Genomic DNA, 21568 nt, shown 5'->3' on the forward strand with positions numbered 1-21568 from the left:
TCCTACTACTTCGGCAGCTTGGGGGTGATCTGCCGGTCGATGATCTGCTGCAGCTGGGTCGCGACACCGGCGAATGTCGATGCGACGTCGGCCTTCTGGAGAGCGATCTGCTCGAGTCCGGTACCGATGATCTGATCTCCACCCGGCACGAACACGCGTGCGTAGTCCTGCGAGCGCGTGCGCGCAAGCTGATCCACTGCGGTTCGGGAGTTGGGGTTCGCGTCGAGGAACGCCTTCATGCTCGGCTCCGACGTTGCCGACTTGCGGACCGGCATGTAGCCGACGTTCTGCGAGAAGTACGCCGTGTTCTCACCATTGGTGATGAAGTCGATGAACTTGAGCGCGTTCTTCTTACGCTGATCGGAGATCTTCGACGGGATGGCAAGCCCGGCGCCGCCGGTGGGGCAACCGGGAGTTCCATCCACCGCGGGGAGGAAAGCGGTGCCGAAGTCGAAGTTCGCGGTCTTCTTGATGCCGGACAGATCACCCGTCGACGCAATGGTCGACGCCAGAATGCCGGTACCGAATTCGTTGGCGATGTCGGTGGAGACCGCGGCGTACTTCTTGTCGTGAATCATGCTGGAGAGGAATTGCCCCGCAGCGATGGTCTTCTCGTTGTCGAGCTGCAGATTCCACTGGTCGGAGTACGATCCGCCGAACGTCCAGATGGGGCCTTCGTAGGTCCACCCGAGGTAATCCTTCGCGTTGCCCCAGCCGTGTGCCAACTTGCCGTTACCCACGACCTTCTGCAACTCGGGTCCCCACTCGTCGAACTCCTGCCACGTCGCGGGCCCACGGTCGGGAAGGCCGGCCTGCGACCAGACCGCCTTGTTGTAGTAGAACAACGGCGTCGACCGGGCGTAGGGAAGCGCGTAGTGCTTACCCTGGAAAAGGTAGTCGGCGAGCAGCGAATCGACGTAGTCGGCCGAGTCGACGCCCACCTCGGAGAAGAGTCCGTCGAGCGGCTCGATAGCGCCCGCCAGTGCGTAGTTGAACCACCAGACATCCGACAGCACAACCACATCGGGAACATCTCCGCCGGAGAGTGCAGCGTTGAACTTCTGTGCCACCTCTTCGTAGTTCTTGCCACCGTCCACCAAGTTGACCTTCAGGTCCGGGTACTTGGCCTGGAAGCGGTTGATCAGTTCCTTCTCCACGTCGGTGGACTTACCCGGGTGGTTCGACCAGAAGGTGATGGTGTTGGAATCACCTGCAGCACCGGATGTTCCCGCAGCATCAGCGCTCGACCCGCCCGAACCCGCGCACGCGGTCAGTGCGGCGCCGGCGGCGATTGCGCCGCCAAGGCTCAAGAATCCGCGCCTGTTCATGTTTGCCATTACTGCTCCTCGAAAAAGAAATGTGACGGGAAAGCTGTCAGCCCTTGACCGCACCGGAGGTGAGGCCCTTGATCATGTGTCGTTGCAGCAGAAGGAAAATCACCAGGATCGGTAGCATCGTCAGCACCGTTCCTGCCATGACCGGACCCCAGTTGGTGAGTCCGTCGTTGTTCTGCAGTTGGGTCAATCCGATCGGCAGCGGCGCTACCGAGGAATCGTCGGACATGAGGAACGGCCACAGGTACTCGTTCCATTCGTTCACCACCGTGATGATGCCGAACGCCACCATCGTCGGCCCCGACACGGGAAGCACCACGCGCCAGAGCAGTCGCCAGTGGCCGGCGCCGTCCATCCGCGCCGCCTCGATGATCTCCGAAGGGATCGAGAGGAAATGGTTGCGCATGAGGAACGTACCGAAGGCTACACCCGCGAGCGGAACTATGATGCCCTGGAACGTGTTACGCCATCCCCATTCTGCCACGAGCGCGTAGTTCGAGATCACGGTGATCTGGTTCGGAACCATCAACGCTGCGATGATGCCGAGAAAGACGAAGTTTTTCCCCGGGAAGCGCAGGAACACCAATCCGTAGGCACTGAGAGTCCCCAGAACGAACTTCGCCGCGGACAGAATCGTCGTGATCACTATCGAGTTCCGCAGAAACATCCAGAACGGGACCGATGTTGTTGCTTCGGAATAGTTTTCGGGATGCAACGACGACGGCCACCACGTTGCCGGCTGGGTGTAGATCTCCGGTCGTTCCTTGAACGAAGTCATCACGATCCAGTACATCGGCAGGACGATGATGACCAAGGCGATCACCATTGCCGTGTAGCCGAGGATCTTGACGCCGACCTCACGCTTATCCACGTTCCTGCGGTCCGGGCCTGGCCGGACGACGGAAGTCGGAGCAGCGCTTTTCTTTTCCTCTACGGCTGTCATTTCTCTTCTCCCCGATCCATGGCACGAACCTGGTAGACGGTGATGATCAGCAGGATCAAGAACATGATGGTTGCAACCGTCGCGCCGTAGCCCGCCCGGAAGTTTCGGAACGTCTCGTTGTACACCTGGTAGACCATGGTGGTCGTCCCCGTCCCCAGCGGGCCACCTCGGGTCATGACATTGATGATGTCGAAGACCTGGAGCGAGTTGAGCATGACGGTGATGGAGAGAAAGAACGTCGTCGGACGCAACTGAGGCAGGAGCACGCGGCGGAACTTTGTCCACGGCTTGGCGCCGTCGATTTCGGCGGCTTCATTCAGCTCTTGCCGAACTCCCTGCAGCGCAGCGAGATAGATGACAAACGTGTACCCGAGATTCTTCCACATGTACGTCACGGTCACCATGAACAGTGCCCAGTGGGGATCCTGATAGAAGTCGGGCGATTGGAGTCCGACACGGTGCAGGAGATCCTGGATCAATCCGAAGTTGGGGTCGAAGACGAACTGAAACGCCACACCGATCGCTGCACCGGAGATCACAAAGGGAGCGAAGATTGCCGATCGGACCAGGTTTCGTCCGACGAGTTTGCGATCGAGCAGCATGGCCAACGCCAAGCCGATGACCATCGAACCCACGACGGTGACCAACGTGAATACCACTGTGTTGGTGACGATCTGCCAGGTGTCGCTTCGTCCGAACCACTCGCGGTAGTTACTCAGACCGATGAACGTCGCCTTCGGGTCCGCAATGTTCCAGTCGAAGAACGAAAGTCGGATGTTGTCGACCAACGGACGATAGGTGAACAAGATCAGCAACGCGAGATTGGGACCTACCAAGAGCGCAAAGAGCGCATAGTCACGCCATGGTCTGCCCCACAGACCTGGCTTGCCTGAAGTGGGCAGCGTTCTTTCCGGACTCGATCTCACTGAGGCAGTCTGACCGCCCGCAAAGAATGAATGGTGAACGTACAAGACACTCGAGCTGAACGCGACACGAAAAAGGCCCTGCGCGAATACTTCTCGCGCAGGGCCTTCGTCGACGAGGTCTAACGGTTCCAGTCACCCAATCCGTCGGCGCCGCTGAGGACTCCACCTGCGGTGTTCTGCACGATCACCGGGTCGCCCTTGCCTGCGTTCTCGAAGAACCACTTGGCATTCTCGGTGCTGACATTGAGGCAGCCGTGGCTGACGTTGGTGAAACCTTGTTGCGCAACCGACCACGGAGCGGCATGGACGAAGATGCCGCTGTAGGAGATTCGTGTCGCGTACTCGACGTAGGTGCGGTAGCCCTCCGGAGAATCGATCGGAACGCCGTACGTGGACGAATCCATGTACATGTCACGCAACTGCTCGCCGACGATGTACGTGCCGTTCGGTGTTTCGTGTCCCGGCTTGCCGAACGACGTCGGCATGGTGCGCACCACCTCGCCGTTGCGGGTGACGGTGACCTGCTTGGTGTTGTCGTCCGCGACGGTGACGAGTGCGTCACCGATGTTGAATGTGGAGTGCGAATCGCCGGCGTCGACGGTCACGGAGATGTTCGCCGGCCAGAACTGTGCCGGCTTCCAACGGACCTGACTGTTGTTGATCCAGTAGAAGTTGCCCTCGACCGGTGGATTGGTGGTCACGCGAATAGCGCGTTCGGCCGTCGCACGGTCATCGACGGCCTCGTTGAAACGAATGATGATCGGCTGCGCGATGCCGACGGTCTCGCCCGCGGACGGGTTGAGCGACGGCGCGGAGAAGTTGGGGGCACCGATGGGCGCCTGAATCGGCGTACCGGGGATGCCCGGAACCGGAATTGCCGGGTCGAGGTACGGAACGCCGGGGATCACGGGCAACGGAATGTCGGGTCCACCGGGAAAGAGAGGAACAGCCGCGGAAGGTCCGGCGAGAGCGAGGCCGGCAGCCACCGCTCCGACGATTGCCACGGCAACCCGCGACGTCCGACGACCCTGTTTGCTGCCCATGTCACTACCTTCGCTCGACTGACCACGTACTCACGTGGATCGTGCGCGGCCGGCATCGATACCCGCCTGGTACCGATGCCGATGCACCATTCGGACGCACCCGCCGGGCGCACACCTACACACCCGAGCACGCCGAAGAGAGCAAACCGCACATTTCCATAGTCATTAACACACAAATGCGGCAATCGAGCAATTCGGATGTTCGCCCAACCGTTGCTATCCCTCGCTGCGGGCAGCCGCCAACATGGATTCGATGGAGATGAGTTTGGTTCGCGGCCGTCCGGCCGCGGCACCGGATGCACGTTCTGCCTTGTCGATACGCTGCCAACCTTGATAGTCCACCTGATCCGGCGACCTGTCTGCCAGCAGAACCTGCAACTTGTCGGCATCCTCGGTGGGATTGGCGAGGCGTCCACCTGCGAAGTCGTCGAAGATCATCGAAACGGTCTCCGCGGAGCAGTACTTGTTCGTGCCGATCACGCCCGTCGGTCCGCGCTTGATCCAACCCGCGACGTAGACACCCGGGATCGGTGTGCCGGTCTCGGTGTCGATCACTCGGCCGTTCTCGTTGGGGATCACGCCGCGAGCGTCGTCGAAAGGCAAGTCGGCCATCGGCGTACCGCGGTATCCCACGGATCGAAGCACCAGCGACGTGTCGATCGTCTCCTCGGTTTCGGTGGGTCGGGCGGAGAGCTGACCGGTCGGCGTTGCAACCAACTCGTTTTTCACGATGCGCACCTGAGAGACCGCGTCGTCACCGAGGATCTCGACGGGAGAGGTGAGGAACCGCAGAACAATCCTCTTGCGAGACGGATCTGCAGTACGTGAAGCAAATTCTTGCGCCTGCTTGACCTTGAGCAACACGGACGGCTCGGCAGCATCACTGTCCACGAATGCCTGGCTGGCCTCGTCGAGTTCGGCCTCGACCGGGTCGACCACGACGTCCACGTCCGCCATCTGTCCGAGTGCCAACAGTTCGGGGTTGGTGTACGCGGCCTGAGCCGGCCCGCGCCGTCCGAGAATGACGACCTCACGAATCTTGCTGTTGCGCAGCGCGTCCAATGCATGCTCGGCGAGGTCCGTCTTCGCAAGCTTGTCAGGGTCGGTCACCAGGATTCGCGCGACGTCGAGTGCGACGTTGCCGTTTCCGACGATCACCGCTCGCTCTCCGGAGAGGTCGAAAGTTCGGTCGGCATATCCCGGGTGGCCGTTGTACCAGGCGACGAACTCCGTGGCCGCGTTACTTCCCGGCAGATCCTCACCCGGGATCTCGAGCTTGCGGTCCCCCGCAGCACCCACCGCGTAGATCACCGCATGGTGATGGTCCAAGAGTTCGGAGTGCGAGATGTGCGCGCCCACCTCGACGTTGAAGTGGCAGCGCACGGTCTTCTTCGCGACCACGGCACGGAACTGGTCGGTGACGCCTTTGGTTCCGGGATGATCCGGAGCCACACCGGCACGCACCAATCCGTAGGGAGTGGGAAGTCGATCGAACATGTCGACCTCGACACGGGGCTTTCCGGTCAGTTCCATCGCCGCGTAGCAGGCGGCGGGGCCGGAGCCGACGATCGCTACTTTCAACGTTCCCAGCTCGGGGTCGATCTTGGCCATCGTGATCGGCTCGGGCCAATCCGGGCCCATCGGATGCTTCTCGAAGTACGACGCGTTCATCTGCAGATACGGCGCGTCGTCCTCGTCGAGTTCGTTGTCCGGAAAAATTGCCTCAACAGGGCATTCGTCCACACACGCACCACAATCGATGCAGGTGTCCGGGTCGATGTAGAGCATTTCGGTGGTCGCGAACGGAGCTTCGTCCGGTGTCGGATGAATGCAATTGACCGGACACACGTCAACACACGAGGCGTCGTTGCAGCACGGCTGCGTGATCACATACGCCATGACATTCCCCTATCCCTGAAACACGAAGCTCGAACTGGTTCCCAGACTATAACGTGTTCCAATTTGGCGCGAGAATCGTTTTCAGATCACGCCATTGCGCTTCAGCAGCCACACCGCCTGCACGGTGGCGTGACCTCGCCATTCCAATGCAGCGGCGGGCGAGTAGCTGTCGAAATCCACCGCCCATCCGCCGTCATCACGTTGTCGCGCAGCGAGCGCGGACAGTTCGGAGTCGATCACCGATGCATCGAACAACGTGCGGGTCGGACCACCTGGAAGTGGTGAGAAATCGAGTGGCCGCATGAATTCGCCCTCCGCTCCGCCGTCCACGTGAACCAAGCCGTCAGCTGGTATCCGCGAACCAAGAGCGGTCACCAATGACGACGCTTCGGGACTGCTCCGGTGAACCGCGTCGAGAAACTGCAACGCAAAGGCCAACTCGAGGGCATGCAGAGACTCCGCCCCGTCGATCGAGTCGAGGCAATATCGAACGGCAGAGACGAACCACGGATGTTCGGCGACAGCCTCGTCGAATTCGGCGACGCTGGCCGCTGCAGCACACACGATGCTGGTGATCTGCAACGACGGCGCAGTCGGATCCGCGCTCACCCAGAAGGGCGCACAACCGGCCGGGTCGGCGATCGGGAAGGCGAACGGCAAACCGCCGCCGGCCAGCGAATTCGCCTGCAACCAATCGCACAGTTCGACGGCTCTGCGCGTCGGCGTTCCGATGTCGGCAAAAGCTTCGAAGGCATGCAGCGCTCCGCCAGGTTGGCTGGTTGCCGAGCGGAGATCAGGTTCGAGTCCCCAGCCGTACCCACCGTCCGGGTTGCGATAGCTGTCCACAGCCGCCAATGCCGCGGTCCGGTCACCCTGTCCGAGAATCAGATTCAGTCGATGCCGATCGAGCGTCCTGGCGTGTCCTGCCATGAACCCGACGGCCGCCGTGAGATCGACACTCATCAAGGACGGCTCAAGATTCGTCGCCGTCGAGCCGGAAGCCGACCTTCAACGTGACCTGGAAGTGCGCTACGGCGCCGTTCTCGATGTGCCCGCGGGTTTCCACCACTTCGAACCACTCGAGGTTGCGCACCGTCTCGTTCGCCCGGGCGATGGCGGTGCGAATTGCCGCGTCACTGCTCTCGGTGGACGAGCCGACGATCTCGGTCACCCGGTACACGTTGCTGCTCATGGCATTCCCTTCGTGTCAGATTCGACGAACCAACTCCTGCGCCTCGGCACCGAGCCTCGCAAGGCGAAGATCACCGAGAGCTGTCACAGCACTACCCAACCTGTTGGTGGTGAAACCGAGTGAGAGTCCGCTGGACAGGTCCGCGTACGCGCCCGAACCGCCGACTCCGTAGTGGCCGATCGCATTACGCGGCTGCCGACGCGCGGCGATGATCGGCGGGTGGTAACCGAGAGTCCAGTTGGGCCGCACCGCAAGGACGTAGTCACGATCGCGAGTCTGAATCGTCGACATCTGGTCGATGGTCGATTCCTTCAGGAACCGCTTCCCGTCGATCACGCCGCCGTTCGCGATGGCGCCGTACATCTTCGCGAGAGCACGTGCGCTGAACACTCCGTTCCAGCCCGGCATCACGGCGTCGTGGACAGCGGGGTTGCGCACCATGACGTCGAAACCGTCCGGCATCGCGGCCTCCGCAAGTCCGCGAGTCGGGCCGACGTGTGAGAGCACGGTCGAAGCGAAGGCCCAGTTCAGGCCCGCAGGATTGATATGTGGGAACAGCTTCGCGATACGTGGACGCTCGGTTTCGGGTACGCGGTACCAGAATTCGTCGACTCCGAGGGGCTTCGCGATTTCGGCCTGCACTACGTCGATGAACGACTGACCGGACACCCTGGCGACAAGTTCGGCCACCAACCAGCCATAGGTCACAGCGTGATAGCCGGGGCCTCGGAGTCGACGAGGGTCCGGCTTCTCGGCAGCCAAGGCAGCCACGACCGCGTCGTAGTCCATCAGGTCGAGGGGATGCGGCATGAGCCCACGCACTCGGTGAAGGCCCGCTCGATGCGACATCAATTCACGGACGGTGATCTTGTCCTTGCCTGCCGCCGCGAATTCGGGCCAGTACTGAGCAACCGGAGCGTCGTAGTCGATGAGTCCTCGTTCGGCGAGCCGATGAACGACAGTGCTGGCGACGCCTTTGCCGGTCGAGAACGACAGCGACACCGTGTCGTGGTCCCAGCGCCGATCGCGATCGGCATTGCCGGCCCAGATATCGAGCACTTTCTCGCCGCCCAGGTACACGACGAGCGCGCCGCCACCTTGTTGTGGTTGGCGGTACATCGCGAAGAAGCGGTCTGCCAGAGGAAGGAATCGCCGGTCCACGTACAGCTCGGTGCGCGAAGGCACCTCCACCCGGGCGAGCGAACCCCGTCGTGCATTGGGAGTCATCGCGTCCTCCGATCCCCACTGATCAAGTTGCCCGGTCACCCGATCGGTGACAGGAGCTTGACACCATTGTGACCACTGTCACGCAAGAGGCTCAGGGCCGGGGTGCCCTCACGGGGTGACCCACGTCGAAGTGCCGTCGCTGAAACATCCCTGACCTGTGGCGATGTTGAAAACAAGGGTGGGGCCTCCCGAGCAGATCGCCCCGACGTCCGCGTCACCCACCGCCGCTCTGCCGCCGGGCCCGCTGAGCACCACGGCAAAAGGCGAGGAGTCGGTGCGGCCGAGTGCCAGCGAACCCGGACCGTACGCAACGGCGGCAAGTAGACCACCGCGCGACTCCGCCGCCGCGACTCCGCCGAAGAGTCCCACGCCCGCCGACCGGCCACCGTCTCGCGAATCCGCGACGCCGACGCCGTCGCCCTCCACGTGTGAAATCGCGTAGCTGGAGGGATCTGCCACCGCTCGGCACGCGGACGCCCCCTCGACGATCGTCTGATCTTGGCCGCGCGCCGAACAATCCAACGTCGCAGCTGAGGCCGTTCCGCTACCGAGTGACAATCCGAAGGCGGCAAGAATCATGCCACCCGCCGCTATACCTACTGCTCGCGTTTTCCGGCGATCCATATCCAACCCCCACAGTGCATTCGACGTGACCGTACATTCGACGTCTAATCGAATTACCCGATATGTCCGCCTCTGACGCTACCCGTCTTTGTTCTTCCGATCGCGGTCCTTGCTCGGTTGAACACGTTTGGGTTCACCGGGCATTTTGGGATAGTTCGGCGGGTACGGCAGATCGCCCAGTCCTGCCGCAAGATCCTTCTCCCACATCTCCAGCAGAACGTCGAGGGCAAAGGCCTTGTCGTGCATCGCTTCCATCGGATCTCCGCGATCTGCGAGCAGGCCGGGAACCGTGGCGATGGTGCAGTCGTCGGGATGCACGTCGCGCAGTTCGTTCCACGTCACCGGGGTCGACACTGTCGCGATCGGTGTCTTACGGGCGGAGTACGCCGCCGCGATGGTCCGGTCGCGGGCATTCTGATTGAAGTCGATGAAGATTCGCTCCCCGCGCTCTTCCTTCCACCACGCCGTGGTGGCTCGATCGGCACTGCGACGCTCGACCTCACGAGCGAGGGCGATACCCGCGTGACGGACCTCGACGAAATCCCAGCGCGCTTCGAGCGGGATGTAGACGTGAAGGCCTCGGCCACCGGACGTCTTGGGGAATCCCTCCAATCCCAGCTCGTCGAGCAGTGGGCGAAGAACTTCATCCGCGATGGCAACGGCCTCGTCGAATCCGGTCCCCGGTTGCGGATCGAGATCGATGCGGAGTTCGTCCGGGTGATCGGTGTCCGGGCACCGCACGGCCCACGGATGAAACGTGACGGTCCCGAGATTTGCAGCCCACACGATGTTCGCGGCACTGCGCACTCGAAGGACATCGGCCTTGCGACCCGACGGAAACGTGACCTCGCAGGATTCGACGTGCTCGGGCCGCTTTGCCGGCAGCCGCTTCTGGTAGACCTCTTCGCCCTCGATGCCGTCGGGGAACCGCTGAAGATGTGTGGGGCGATCTTGGAGCGCTCGCAGCGCTGCGCCCTGCAGCGCCACCGTGCGGTAGTACTCGACAAGATGTCGCTTGGTTCCGCCGTCCTCACCCAGCTGCGGATAGTAGATCTTGTCCGGGCTCGACAACCGGACCGCGATCCCGTCGACGTCCAATTCCTCTGCCGGACTCGCCATCACTTACCACCTGCAAGTACATCCGCGAAGTCGTATCGCACCGGAACCTCCAACTGATCGAATGTGCATTCGTCGGGCACCCTGTCCGGACGCCAGCGCAGGAATCGTGCAGCGTGCCGAAAGCGTTCCCCTTCCATCTGGTCGTATGCCACTTCCAGCACCCGCTCCGGACGAAGCGGAATCCACGAGCGGTCTGCGGCAGATCTCCACCGACTGGCCTCGCCTTCGGCCACAACGTCGTCCCCGAGCCGCAGAGGCTCGAGCTCTGCCAGCAACTCGATTCGCCTCGCCGCGGTGAAAGCCGAAGCGCCACCGACCATCTTCAATTCCGAACCGTCGAACAGACCCAGAAGCATCGACCCGATACCTGGCTGGCTCTTGTGGGGACGGTAGCCCAGCAGTACGACATCCGCGGTCCTGGCGTGTTTCACCTTGATCATCTCGCGCTTGTTCGGCAGGTACGGCCCCGCCAGCTTCTTGGCGACAACCCCGTCGAGACCCGCGCCTTCGAAGGTTTCGAACCAGGCCATTGCTTCGGCACTGTCCGCCGTCGCTGCTGTCACGTGGCAACTCGGTCCGCCGCCGACGGAATCGAGGAGCAGCGCACGCCGCACACCGAAATCCTCGATCGAGACGTCTCTATCCCCGAGCGCAAGTAAATCGAACCCGACAAACTGTGCGGGCGTTTGTTCCGACAACAATGCAACGCGGCTCGCGGCTGGATGAATACGTTCGGACAATGCTTCCCAACTCAGGCGCGTCACACCGTCGATTTCACGGGGAACCACCAGTTCGCCGTCCACGACGCATTTCTCGGGCAATTCAGCTTTGACAGCTTCAACTGCTTCGGGAAAGTAACGCGCCAAGTCTTTTCCTCCCCGCGACCCGAGCACCACTTCATCACCGTCGCGAAAGACGATTGCTCGAAATCCGTCCCATTTCGGCTCGTACGACCACGTCGGATCACCGGACTCGGGCTGAGACGGCACGGTGGCCGCGGCCTTCGCGAGCATCGGGGCAAGCGGCGGCATCAGGGGTAGGTCCACCTACCCATACTGACAGTCCGGTTGGCAATTCGACTACCGATGTATTGGAATAGGTCCCGAACAATCTACGAACCATCAGAATTATCCAAGAATCAACAAAGGGGTCCTTATGTCCGGAATCGTCCGGCGACTTTGCACTGCGGTGATCGCAACTTCTGCAATTGCCGCCTTCACCGTCGGTTGCGGTTCCGACATCGAGCCGAAAGCCATCGCGGAATCATCGTCCTCGGTTGCCGATTCGACAACTACCTCAGCGTCCCCGACCACCTCGAAGATCACCGGCCAGGAAGGTTCGGACGACGGCGGCGACGTCGACATCGACGTGTCGATCGGTGATTGCGTCAAGCTCGGCGGTACCACGACGGCCGCGGAAATCGACAATGCGGACTGCGGTAGCAAGGATTCCAACTACAAGGTGGTCGCCAAGGTTCCCACCTCTGATCAGTGCGCCTCCGATGTCGACTCGTACTACTACGAGACTCTCGCGGGTGACGAGCAGGGCGCTGTCTGTCTCGACGTCGACTGGGTAGTGGGCGGATGCATGGATCTCGGCAGCGGCATGGACGAGCCTGCCCGCATCGAATGCTCGGACACCAGCGGCACCAATGTCGTCGAGGTCGTCGAAATTCTGCAGAACTCCACGTCGATCGACGAATGCGGTTCGGGGGCAGACTCGGGATTCGAGCACCCGGAACGTAAGTTCACGGTCTGCGTCGCCACGCTCTGATTCGAGCGCCTTTCCCGAAAACACCTGTGCGCCTTGCCAACCGAACTCGGTTGACAAGGCGCACAGCGCTTTCTGCAACGAGTGCTTTCTACAGCCAGCCTCGACGCTTGAAGATCGTGTAGAGACTTCCACAGGTCAGGAACATCATCGAGAGCGCAAACGGATAGCCCAAGTGCCAGTGCAGTTCCGGCATGTCGTCGAAGTTCATCCCGTACACGGTTCCGATGAGCGTCGGCGCGAAGAGAATTGCCGCCCACGCCGAGACCTTCTTGATCTCCTCGTTCTGCGCGTAGCTTGCCTGCGTCAGATTGCGCATCTCCTCGTTCTGGTTCTGCGACACCAGAGTTGCGTTCACCGTGAGGATGTTTCCGAGCAACTGACGAAATCCGTCGGCCCGCTCCACCACCGTCGTCGCATGGTCGGTGACGTCGCGGAGGTAACGCTGGAGTTCTTCGTCCGTGTGGTACTTGTCGAATCCTGCCGACAACCCACGCAGCATTCCCAGCAGCGGACGAGTGGCCCGCTGGAATTCGATCACCTCACGGGTCAGTTCGTAGATGCGACGCGATACTCCGGGATCGCCACTGAACACTTCGGTTTCGATCTCGTCGATGTCGTTCTGCAGGCCGGCGACAACCGGCGCGTACCCGTCGACGACTGCGTCGAGAATGGCGTAGAGAACGGCTTCGGTACCCAATCGCAAGAGGTCGGGATCGTTCTCCATACGAGTCCGCACCGCCGACAGATCCGGCGATTCACTGTGCCGGACCGTCAGAATGAAGTTCGGACCACAGAAGATGTGCAGTTCACCGAATTCGACCCGCTCGGTCTCGTCGCGGTACCGCGCTGCCCGCAGGACCACGAAAAGCGTCTTGCCGTAGCGCTCGAGCTTGGGGCGCTGGTGCGCGACGATCGCATCCTCGACCGCCAGTTCGTGGAGGTCGAAATGCTGTGCAGCGGCATACAACTGGGCGTCGTCGGGGCGGTACATGCCGATCCATGCCATCGACTGCGAATCTGGAAGACAGGACAGCGCTTCCGCCAGCGTGGACGGTGACGCTATCCGCTCGCCGTCGCGGTACACGCCACTGTTGACGACGGTCGATTCGACGGGCGCCACTGCCTCGGGCGGGGCGGCCTTGACGACGGTGCGCGCGGCACGCGAGTGCCCGGGATGCGAGTCACCGAGACCCGCAGAACGACGTGGCAGTACCGACCGTGAACGACGAAATTCGCGCATGCTGAACAGCTTTCAAGGGAAGAGTGAACGACGACGCTTGCTTCACAGCAAAGCCGAAGCCGATGAACACACGATGAAGCTGCAGCAAAATACCGGATCAACCCGGACGGCTACAGCTTCAGTTGGTACTCGGAGGTTGGCCACGCATTACAGCCACACCTCCTCTTCCCTGAATTCCTGCGCAAGTCCGCGCACGACGCCAACATGCTACCCCGACTGCCAGGGCACGACAAACCGAACGACAAGCCGCAGGACAGCCCGAACTGGCCGAAGGAAATCCGCACGGTGAATGCAGCTTTCAGTCAGCTCGAGGCGCGCAATCCGCCGACCAAGAGTTCGACGATCTGGTCCGCCAACGACTCCGTCTCCGCCAACGTCTGCCCTTCACGCCTTCGGTACCAGAGGTCGATGCCGTTGAGACTGCTGAGGAGTACTTTTGCCGCCATTCGAGGTGAGCCCGCACGAATGGAACCATCCGCGACACCTTCGGTCATCACGTCGACGAACAGATTCTCGTAGTCGAGCCGCAGCGAATTCAGTTCCACCAGGGCTTGCTGTTGCCTCGGTTTGAGCGCCGAGTTCATCTGGCCCCGGACCCCCTGGTGGATCGTGTGGTGATACCCGAGATGTGTCATGAGGTTGACCAGGTGGGCGTGCGACATCGCTTCGAGACGCGTGAGGCCGCTGTCTGCTCCGTCCATCCGAGCCTGGACCTCGGCGCGAAGCATGCTCATCCCGCGCTCGTAGATTGCCAGGTAAATGTCGAACTTCGAGCGAAAGTGATAGTAGACAAGACCTTTGGTGGCACCGATCCGATCGGCCAGTAAATCTACAGTCGTGGCCGCGTAACCGTCTTCGGCGAAGGCGTCAGCGGCGCTGGCGATGATCGCGGATCGCACGTCCGGCACATCACTACTCGTCTGACTACTCACGACTTCGATTCCTCCTCGCTCAACGGTCGGACCTTGACTGATTCCGTACTTTCGCATAGTAATACTGAGTAGTATCCCAGATCAGAGAGGTTTTCCAATGTCGTTGGATTTTTCCGGCAAGGTAGCGATCATCACGGGCGCAGGCGGCGGACTCGGCCGTTCACACGCATTGGCCCTCGCGGCACGCGGTGCCCGCGTCGTCGTCAATGACATGGGTGGCTCGGTCAACGGCAGTGGCGGCGCCGATACCGCAGCAGCCAAGGTCGTGGCAGAAATCGTCGAGCTGGGCGGCGAAGCCATCGCGGACCACTGCGACATCACCGATGCCGACGCCGTTGCCGCCATGGTTGCGACGGCAGTCGCCAAATGGGGCCGCGTGGACATCTTGATCAACAACGCGGGGATTCTGCGTGACAAGTCCTTCGTCAAGGCCGAGCTCGACGACTTCCGCAAAGTCATCGACGTGCATCTGATGGGTTCCGTCATCTGTTCCAAGGCGGTCTGGCCGCACATGGTCGAACAGAACTACGGACGCATCCTCATGACTACGTCTGCATCGGGAATTTACGGCAACTTCGGCCAGGCAAACTACGGCGCCGCCAAGTCCGGCGTCGTCGGCCTGATGAACGTTCTGTCCATCGAGGGTGAACGCAAGGGCATCCGGGTCAACTCGCTGGCCCCGACCGCCGCGACCCGCATGACCGAAGACCTCCTCGACGAGAAGACTCTCGCTCTGCTTGCACCCGAATCGATTTCACCCGGCGCACTGTTCATGGTCTCCGACGATGCGCCAACCAAGACCATCCTCAGCGCGGGCGCCGGCGTCTTCGCGATCGCTCGCATGGAGGAGTCGCAGGGCGTGTACATCCCCGAAAGCGCACTCTCCCCCGAGGTCGTTGCCGAGCGGTGGGCCGAGATCAGCGACATGACGAATTCCGTTCAGGTACCCGCGGCATTCGATCAGACCCGCCGGTTCGTCGAGAAGGCTGTAGCGGAGCAGCCGACCAACTGAGCAGGCCAACCAGCCAACTGATCGACCATGCTCCCCCTAAGGTGTGGTGGTGACCACACCCACGGGAGTATCGATCGTCGACATCGTCGACAGACTGGGAATGACGTTCCTCAGCGGTGGCGACACCGTCGACGGCGCCCGCACTGTCAGCCGCGTGACCCTGCATGAAGGGTCCGAAGCTACGCAGGACAGTGCGGGCGCCGTCGTGCTCGGTGCAGGTCTCGCCGGCTCGGCCGATATCGCAACGGCGGTAAGAGAATACGGCTCGGCAGGCGCGGTAGCACTGATCGTCAAGGAACCCCTGGACTTCGACGGACTCGTCGAGCAGGCGGTAGCCGACACCGACGTCGCGCTCCTCGGAATGGTCAAGGATGCGAGCTGGCTCCAAAGTGCGTCGTTGATCAACGAGATCCTCGAATCCGGCAACAACGGGGACCGCACGACGGCCGCCGACGCCGACCTGTTCGATCTCGCCAACTCGATCGCTCAGGTGATGGACGGCCCCGTCACCATCGAGAACCAGTCGAGCCGGATCCTCGCGTTCTCGGCGGATCAAGCCTTCGGCGACGAGGCACGCAAGCAGAGCGTCCTCGGACATCAAGTGCCGCAGCACTATTCCGACCGACTCAGGTCCATGGGGTACTTCAACAAGATCTACGGCTCAGCCCTTCCGGTCTTTCTACCGGGTATCGGGCCGGGCATCAGGCCCCGAGTCGGCATGCGAATACATGCGGCATCTCAAATCCTCGGTTCGATCTGGGTGATCTTGGACGAGGAGCCGAACGAATTGCAAGTCAAAACGCTCGTCGAGGCTGCGGGCGTGGCCGCCATGAGTTTGCTTCGCGCCAAGCTGGCCGCGGATTCGGCACGCCGGCTGAGGCTGGGTGAGGTGATCACACTACTCAGTGGCGGTACTTCGGCCAAGGAAGCGGCCGAGCGACTGGGCTACGGTCGTTCGAAGGCAACCGTGCTGGCGGCCGGCTTCCGTGGCGGCGCCGGCGCGTCGTTGGAGGCCGAAGCCGACGTCGATCAACTGGCCCTGACACTCAATACCTATCTCCACCAGGTATTTCCGCTGTCGGTGGCGGCAGCGATCGGCGGTACCGTCTACGCCGTCATCCCGCACACCCGGCATCAGACCGACGACGACTACGTGCGCCGGATCGCGTCGGAGTTCGCAGACCGTTCCCGTTCGGAGAAGTCGGTGGTCATCGGAATCGGCGCGACGGTGGCCGACGTGATGACGCTGGAGAAGTCACGCGACGAAGCCGACCGAGCGCTTCGCGTTCTGAGGTCGACGTGGAATTCCTCGGGCCGGACCGTCGCGCGTGCCGACGACGTGCAGATCAATTCCCTGCTTCTGCGCCTCTCCGACGCCCTGGCGGACGAGAACGAGACCGCGTCGGGTCCACTCGCCGTGCTACGTGAATACGACCGCACGCACGACATCAACCTCGTCGACACTCTCCGCGCCTGGCTCGACACGTTCGGTGACATTCCGGCGGCTGCGTCCTTGGTTCACATCCACGTCAACACATTCCGGTACCGCCTCAAGAAGCTCGCCGGAATCGCCGGCATCGATCTCGACGACCCCGAGACCCGATTCAGCCTGATGCTTCAGATTCGTCTCTTCTATTCGACGGCGTCGTAGCGATCTACCAAATCTCACGGAACCTTCGTAAATTCGGACGATGCTCTCCTTCTTTCGTTGGGTGAAGATTCATGCAATCGTCTTTTGCTCCCCACTCGAGAGACCACGCGTCGCTCGGGTCGGGACTACATCTTCCGGAGGCACCATGAAACAACGGTCCTACGCACTACTGGCTGCAGCAACCGGCACCGTTCTAGCCTTGACCGCGTGCTCGTCGGGCGGCTCGTCAGGTTCGGGCGGTGGGGAACCCGTCACCGACGGCACCTTCAAATTGGCTCTCGTCGCAGACCCGGGTGCACTGAATCCGCTGATGACCGCCGCCTCGCCGGCACACCAACTGGCACGTTTGAGCTACGACTATCTGCTCCATCCAGATCCCGATACCGGTGTCACCAAGCCGTGGCTCGCCGAAAAATGGGAAGAGACAACCACTTCCGCGTCCTTCACCATTCGCGATGGCGTCACCTGCAACGACGGATCCGCTCTGACTGCCCAGACCGTCGCCGACAACGTCAATTTCATCACCAACGCCGCAAACAAATCCGCTCTCCGCGGGGTGTACGCACCGGCTACCGCGAGCGCCACCGCCGACCCGGCGACACGGACAGTAACGGTCACAACTCCGGAACCCTCTCCGTTCCTGCTTCTCAACCTGGCGCGAATACCGATCATGTGCGAGGCCGGGTTGAAGGATCCGACGGCGGCAAACAAGACGACCTTCGGGTCGGGCATGTTCCAGATGACCGAGGCAGTCGCCAACGATCATTACTCCTACGTTCGGCGCGACGGATACAACTGGGGACCGGACGGCACCACCTCCGACACGGCCGGAGTACCCAAGAATGTCGTCGCGTCCATCATCACGAACAACAGCACCGCTGCCAACCAGGTGTTGTCCGGCGATCTGAATGCCGCAGCTGTTTCCGGCCCCGATCAGGATCGCATGAACGCCGCGAACCTGGATACCGTCAAGCAGCCTGCTCCGGCGGGCGAGATGTTCTTCAACCACAGTCCCGGCAATCCGACGAGCGATCCTGCCGTACGCAAGGCTCTGATCCAGGCTCTCAACCTCGACGACCTCGCCGAGATCTTCACGGCCGGTCGCGGAACCCGGTCGACCACGATGGTGTCCATCGAACCGCGTGCCTGCATCTACGACTCCATCGCCGGAAACCTGCCGGCCTTCGATACCAGTGCAGCCGCAGCAACTCTCGAATCTGCGGGCTGGAAGGTCGGGGCGGACGGAAAGCGCAGCAAGGACGGCACACCGCTCCGCATTCGGATGGTCTACGAGACGTTCGGTGACGCGACCGATGCTGCCGCCGACGTTGCGGTCAACGCGTGGAACGACCTGGGCGCCACCGTTGAACTCGCCAGTGGGGACTCGAACAAGATCCTCGACGTAGCACTCAGCGGCAAGGACAACACGGCGTGGGATGTTGTGTGGGAGCCGATCAACGTCGCGCTGCCCAGCATGCTGGTCCCCTTCCTCTCCGGTCCTGTGCCCGCTGCGGGAATGAATTTTGCGTCGATCTCCAACCCGGCCTACGACGCAGCCGTCACCAAGGCCTCCGGACTGACCGGCGAGGACGCTTGTGCCGCTTGGGCAGACGCCGAGTCCGAGATCATCAAAGCAAACTCGGCGGTACCTTTTGCCGACAAGATCACGACTCTCTACTTCAACAATGCGGGTCTTGCATTCGGCCGCAATTTCATCGGTTCGGCCCTGCGCCTGTACCAGTAGACCGCCGGTAGCGACCGGGGAAATCGTCGTGTTTCGCCGGTCGTTGTCGGTATACGGACAGGTATTCACTGATCCTGGCGGTTTTCGTGGGAGCGGACGAAAATCGACCCGATTTTCGTGAGGATCGACAGAGATGCGCGTCACGTCATGCGCCAAGATTTAGCAGTCAACACTCAATCGCGCCCTCACGTTTTTCGCTCGGGCCCCAGCTCCATCCCGGAGGCACCATGAAACACCGCTCCTATCCAACACTTGCGGCAGCCGCAGGGCTCACGCTTGTGTTGTCTGCTTGTGGCTCGGGAGGCACGTCCTCGGGCGCCAGTGGCGGTGAACCGGCCACGGACGGGACCTTCCGTTTCGCCCTGCAGGCCGATCCGGGCGCACTCAACCCGATCATGTCGGCCTCTCAGGCAACCGCCGAGTTGTCTCGTTTGGCCTACGACTACCTGATCTACCAGGATCCCGATACCAGCGAAGTCGGACCGTGGTTGGCGGAGAAGTGGGAGGAGACCCCGACCTCGGCGTCCTTCACCATCCGTGACGGGGTGACCTGTACCGACGGATCCACGCTGACTTCCCAGACCGTCGCGGACAACATCAACTTCGTGGCCAATCCGGACAACGGTTCACAGTTGCGCGGGTCCTCCGTTCCGACTGGTGCCACAGCGACCGCCGATCCGGCAGCGCGCACCGTCACGGTCACCACTGCGGCGCCGAGCCCGTTCCTGCTTCTCAACGTCGGTCGACTGCCGATCCTGTGCGAGGCCGGGCTGAAAGATCCGACAGCATCGAACAAGAAGTCGCTCGGCACCGGCATGTTCGAAGTCACCGAAGTCGCCGCCAACGACCACTACACGTTCCAGCGTCGCGAGGGCTACAACTGGGGCCCCGACGGCACCGCTTCCGATACCCCCGGCGTCCCCAAGACGGTCATCGCCGCCATGGCACCGAACGTGAGCACTGCCGCAAATCAGCTTCTCTCGGGTGAACTCAATGCAGCTCCGATCGCCGGGCCGGACAAGGACCGCGTCGCGGCAGCCAATCTGGACTCGGTTGGCCGGCCGGTGCCCGCGGGCCAGATGTACTTCAACCAGATCGCCAGCAACCCCACCAGTGATCCGGCAGTGCGCAAGGCGCTGATCCAAGCGGTCAATCTCGACGACCTCACTCAGGTCATCACCGCCGGAAACGGGGTCCGGGCAACCAGTCTCGTCGCCGTCGAACCGCGCGCCTGTGTCTACGACACTGTCGCAGGCAACATTCCGGACTTCGACCTCACAGCTGCAAAGGCAACACTGGACGGCGCTGGTTGGACTGCCGGCGCTGACGGCAAGCGCAGCAAGGACGGCAAGCCGCTCAATCTCCGCCTCGTGTACGACGGCACCGACGATCCGCGCAACGCGGCGGCAGAACTTGCTCAGTCGGCGTGGTCCGAACTCGGCGCAAACGTCGAGGTGACCGGGGGTGACTCGAACAAGATCATCGACGTCATTCTGAGCGGCAAGGACAACTCTGCCTGGGACATCGCCTGGGTCCAGGTCAACTCCTCGCTGCCCAGCACGTTCACCGCGTACTTTGCCGGGCCGGTCCCCGCAGCAGGCAAGAATTTCGGATCGGTCAGCAACCCCGCCTACGAAGCAGCAGCCACCAAGGCTTCCGGTCTGACCGGTAGCGACGCTTGTGACGCTTGGGCCGACGCCGAGTCGGAGCTCACCAAGACGGTCGCGGCCGTGCCCTTCGCAGATTCAGTCATGAACGTGTACTTCAACAAGGCCGGACTCTCATTCGGTAAGACGCTCACCGGTTCTGCGTTGCGTCTCTACCAGTAAGTCGTTTTCCCGCTCAGCATCTCTTCCCGCCCTGCATCTGTTCCCGCCCTCCGGAAAGACAGCCCATGAGTCAAACTATTGAAGCCGCGAAACCAGAAGCGGCGCCTCAGGCTCGAGCAAAGTGGCTCGAGTCCGACAGCTGGCCCGCATATCTTCTGCGTCGTTTCGGCACCTTCGTGATTTCACTCTGGGCGCTGGTGACTGCGGCGTTCCTGATGCTCCAACTGATTCCGGGAGACCCGGTTCGGTTGGCACTGGGAATGAACGCACCGGTCGAACTGGTGGAGACAACGAGGTCTCAGCTCGGTTACGACCTTCCCTTGTGGCAGCAGTACTTCCGATTCGTCGGCGGGTTGCTGAGCGGGAATCCCGGTGACTCGATCACCTTGAGGACTCCGGTCTTCGAGGTGATCGCGTCCCGCCTACCGGCAACACTCGAACTGGCTGTACTCACAGTCGTCACGGTGCTGCTACTGGGCATTCCGATCGGCCTCATTTTCGCTGCGCTGACCCGCAACGGTCGACGACGCGGAGTCGAGATCGGTTACACCGCAACGTCGGGCACCATCGCCGTGATCCCCGAGTTCATGTTCGGTACGGCGCTGGTCTACCTCTTTGCCGTCACGTTCCCTGTTCTGCCCGTCGCCGGCCGCGGTGGACCGGAAAGCTACATCCTTCCGGTCGCGGCCATGTCGATCGGCGCCATCGCCTCGATGTCGCGCATCGTCCGTGCAGAGGCGCTCGGCGTGTTGGACATGGATTACATCCGCACCGCACGCGCCAAGCGAATGCCTGTGGCGCGAATCTACTTCCGTCATGCAATGCCCAACCTCATGACGTCGACGCTGACGCTCGCCGGACTCCTCCTGGGTGGTCTGATTGCCGGCACCGTGCTCATCGAGAGCATCTTCGCCTGGCCCGGCATGGGCATGGCGCTGGTCAAGTCCATCACCGAGAAGGACTACCCGCTCGCCCAGACGCTGGTCGTGATCTACGGCGCCATCGTCCTTCTCATCAATTTCATCGTCGACGTGGTGCTCGCTCTCATCGACCCACGATCCACAATTCGGGAGAACTGAG

At 61.9% G+C, this 21568-nt stretch carries 19 protein-coding genes; 6 read left to right on the forward strand and 13 right to left on the reverse strand.

The features are described from left to right. Positions 1–5 precede the first annotated feature (5 nt). From ACFT1A_RS09055 to ACFT1A_RS09105, 11 genes are all read right to left on the reverse strand, one after another. Complete coding sequence (locus tag ACFT1A_RS09055; RefSeq protein ID WP_230815425.1) at positions 6–1337, reverse strand: ABC transporter substrate-binding protein; 1332 nt, start codon at positions 1335–1337, stop codon at positions 6–8. A 37-nt stretch (positions 1338–1374) separates the two neighbouring features. Next, complete coding sequence (locus tag ACFT1A_RS09060) at positions 1375–2277, reverse strand: carbohydrate ABC transporter permease (protein WP_378446691.1); 903 nt, start codon at positions 2275–2277, stop codon at positions 1375–1377. Then, positions 2274–3248 carry a carbohydrate ABC transporter permease gene (locus ACFT1A_RS09065; RefSeq protein ID WP_378446692.1) on the reverse strand — a complete coding sequence of 325 codons (975 nt, stop codon included), beginning with the start codon at positions 3246–3248 and terminating at the stop codon, positions 2274–2276. The genes ACFT1A_RS09060 and ACFT1A_RS09065 overlap by 4 nt, the downstream gene beginning before the upstream one ends. A gap of 74 nt (positions 3249–3322) precedes the next feature. Beyond that, the gene (locus ACFT1A_RS09070) at positions 3323–4246 is read right to left on the reverse strand and encodes an Ig-like domain-containing protein (protein WP_378446693.1); all 924 of its coding nucleotides are present in this window, start codon (positions 4244–4246) and stop codon (positions 3323–3325) included. A 216-nt stretch (positions 4247–4462) separates the two neighbouring features. After that, positions 4463–6145 carry an FAD-dependent oxidoreductase gene (locus ACFT1A_RS09075; RefSeq protein ID WP_378446694.1) on the reverse strand — a complete coding sequence of 561 codons (1683 nt, stop codon included), beginning with the start codon at positions 6143–6145 and terminating at the stop codon, positions 4463–4465. 81 nt (positions 6146–6226) lie between these two features. Next, positions 6227–7108 (reverse strand): hypothetical protein, encoded by an 882-nt coding sequence (locus tag ACFT1A_RS09080; protein WP_378446695.1) that lies wholly within the window; start codon positions 7106–7108, stop codon positions 6227–6229. A gap of 10 nt (positions 7109–7118) precedes the next feature. Beyond that, the gene (locus tag ACFT1A_RS09085; RefSeq protein ID WP_003939815.1) at positions 7119–7337 is read right to left on the reverse strand and encodes a dodecin; all 219 of its coding nucleotides are present in this window, start codon (positions 7335–7337) and stop codon (positions 7119–7121) included. A 15-nt stretch (positions 7338–7352) separates the two neighbouring features. Beyond that, positions 7353–8564, reverse strand: a complete 1212-nt coding sequence (locus ACFT1A_RS09090; protein ID WP_378446696.1) for a serine hydrolase domain-containing protein — start codon at positions 8562–8564, stop codon at positions 7353–7355. Between the two features lie 108 nt (positions 8565–8672). Then, the gene (locus ACFT1A_RS09095) at positions 8673–9188 is read right to left on the reverse strand and encodes a DUF6764 family protein (RefSeq protein WP_378446697.1); all 516 of its coding nucleotides are present in this window, start codon (positions 9186–9188) and stop codon (positions 8673–8675) included. 78 nt (positions 9189–9266) lie between these two features. Next, positions 9267–10307: a non-homologous end-joining DNA ligase gene (gene ligD / locus ACFT1A_RS09100; RefSeq protein WP_378446698.1), complete on the reverse strand. Its 1041-nt coding sequence runs from the start codon at positions 10305–10307 to the stop codon at positions 9267–9269. Next, entirely contained in the window at positions 10307–11353 is a 1047-nt protein-coding gene (locus ACFT1A_RS09105) for an ATP-dependent DNA ligase (RefSeq protein WP_378446699.1), read from the reverse strand. Before ACFT1A_RS09105 ends, ligD begins: the two co-directional genes overlap by 1 nt. A 109-nt stretch (positions 11354–11462) precedes the next feature. Between ACFT1A_RS09105 and ACFT1A_RS09110 the strand changes: the two genes are divergently transcribed. Beyond that, entirely contained in the window at positions 11463–12080 is a 618-nt protein-coding gene (locus ACFT1A_RS09110; protein ID WP_378446700.1) for a hypothetical protein, read from the forward strand. Positions 12081–12168: 88 nt separating this feature from the next. Here ACFT1A_RS09110 and ACFT1A_RS09115 read toward each other — a convergent pair whose 3' ends face one another. Together ACFT1A_RS09115 and ACFT1A_RS09120 are read right to left on the reverse strand one after the other, a co-directional pair. Then, complete coding sequence (locus ACFT1A_RS09115; protein ID WP_007731382.1) at positions 12169–13320, reverse strand: magnesium and cobalt transport protein CorA; 1152 nt, start codon at positions 13318–13320, stop codon at positions 12169–12171. Between the two features lie 302 nt (positions 13321–13622). Next, positions 13623–14219, reverse strand: coding sequence for a TetR/AcrR family transcriptional regulator (locus tag ACFT1A_RS09120; RefSeq protein ID WP_378446963.1), 597 nt, complete (start codon positions 14217–14219; stop codon positions 13623–13625). Between the two features lie 130 nt (positions 14220–14349). On the opposite strand from ACFT1A_RS09120, the gene ACFT1A_RS09125 reads away from it, so the two are divergent. The 5 genes from ACFT1A_RS09125 (at position 14350) to ACFT1A_RS09145 (ending at position 21567) form a co-directional block, all read left to right on the forward strand. Next, positions 14350–15264, forward strand: a complete 915-nt coding sequence (locus ACFT1A_RS09125; RefSeq protein WP_378446701.1) for an SDR family NAD(P)-dependent oxidoreductase — start codon at positions 14350–14352, stop codon at positions 15262–15264. Positions 15265–15313: 49 nt separating this feature from the next. Continuing rightward, positions 15314–16915 (forward strand): PucR family transcriptional regulator, encoded by a 1602-nt coding sequence (locus tag ACFT1A_RS09130; protein ID WP_378446702.1) that lies wholly within the window; start codon positions 15314–15316, stop codon positions 16913–16915. 145 nt (positions 16916–17060) lie between these two features. Further along, a complete protein-coding gene (locus ACFT1A_RS09135; RefSeq protein WP_378446703.1) occupies positions 17061–18659 on the forward strand; it encodes an ABC transporter substrate-binding protein in 1599 nt (532 codons plus the stop codon). Between the two features lie 227 nt (positions 18660–18886). Further along, positions 18887–20488 carry an ABC transporter substrate-binding protein gene (locus ACFT1A_RS09140; protein ID WP_378446704.1) on the forward strand — a complete coding sequence of 534 codons (1602 nt, stop codon included), beginning with the start codon at positions 18887–18889 and terminating at the stop codon, positions 20486–20488. A gap of 65 nt (positions 20489–20553) precedes the next feature. Continuing rightward, positions 20554–21567, forward strand: coding sequence for an ABC transporter permease (locus ACFT1A_RS09145; RefSeq protein WP_019745232.1), 1014 nt, complete (start codon positions 20554–20556; stop codon positions 21565–21567). The last annotated feature ends 1 nt before the right edge of the window (position 21568 follow it).

This window comes from Rhodococcus sp. NPDC057135 (genome assembly GCF_042670865.1).
Classification (GTDB): Bacteria; Actinomycetota; Actinomycetes; order Mycobacteriales; family Mycobacteriaceae; genus Rhodococcus_F.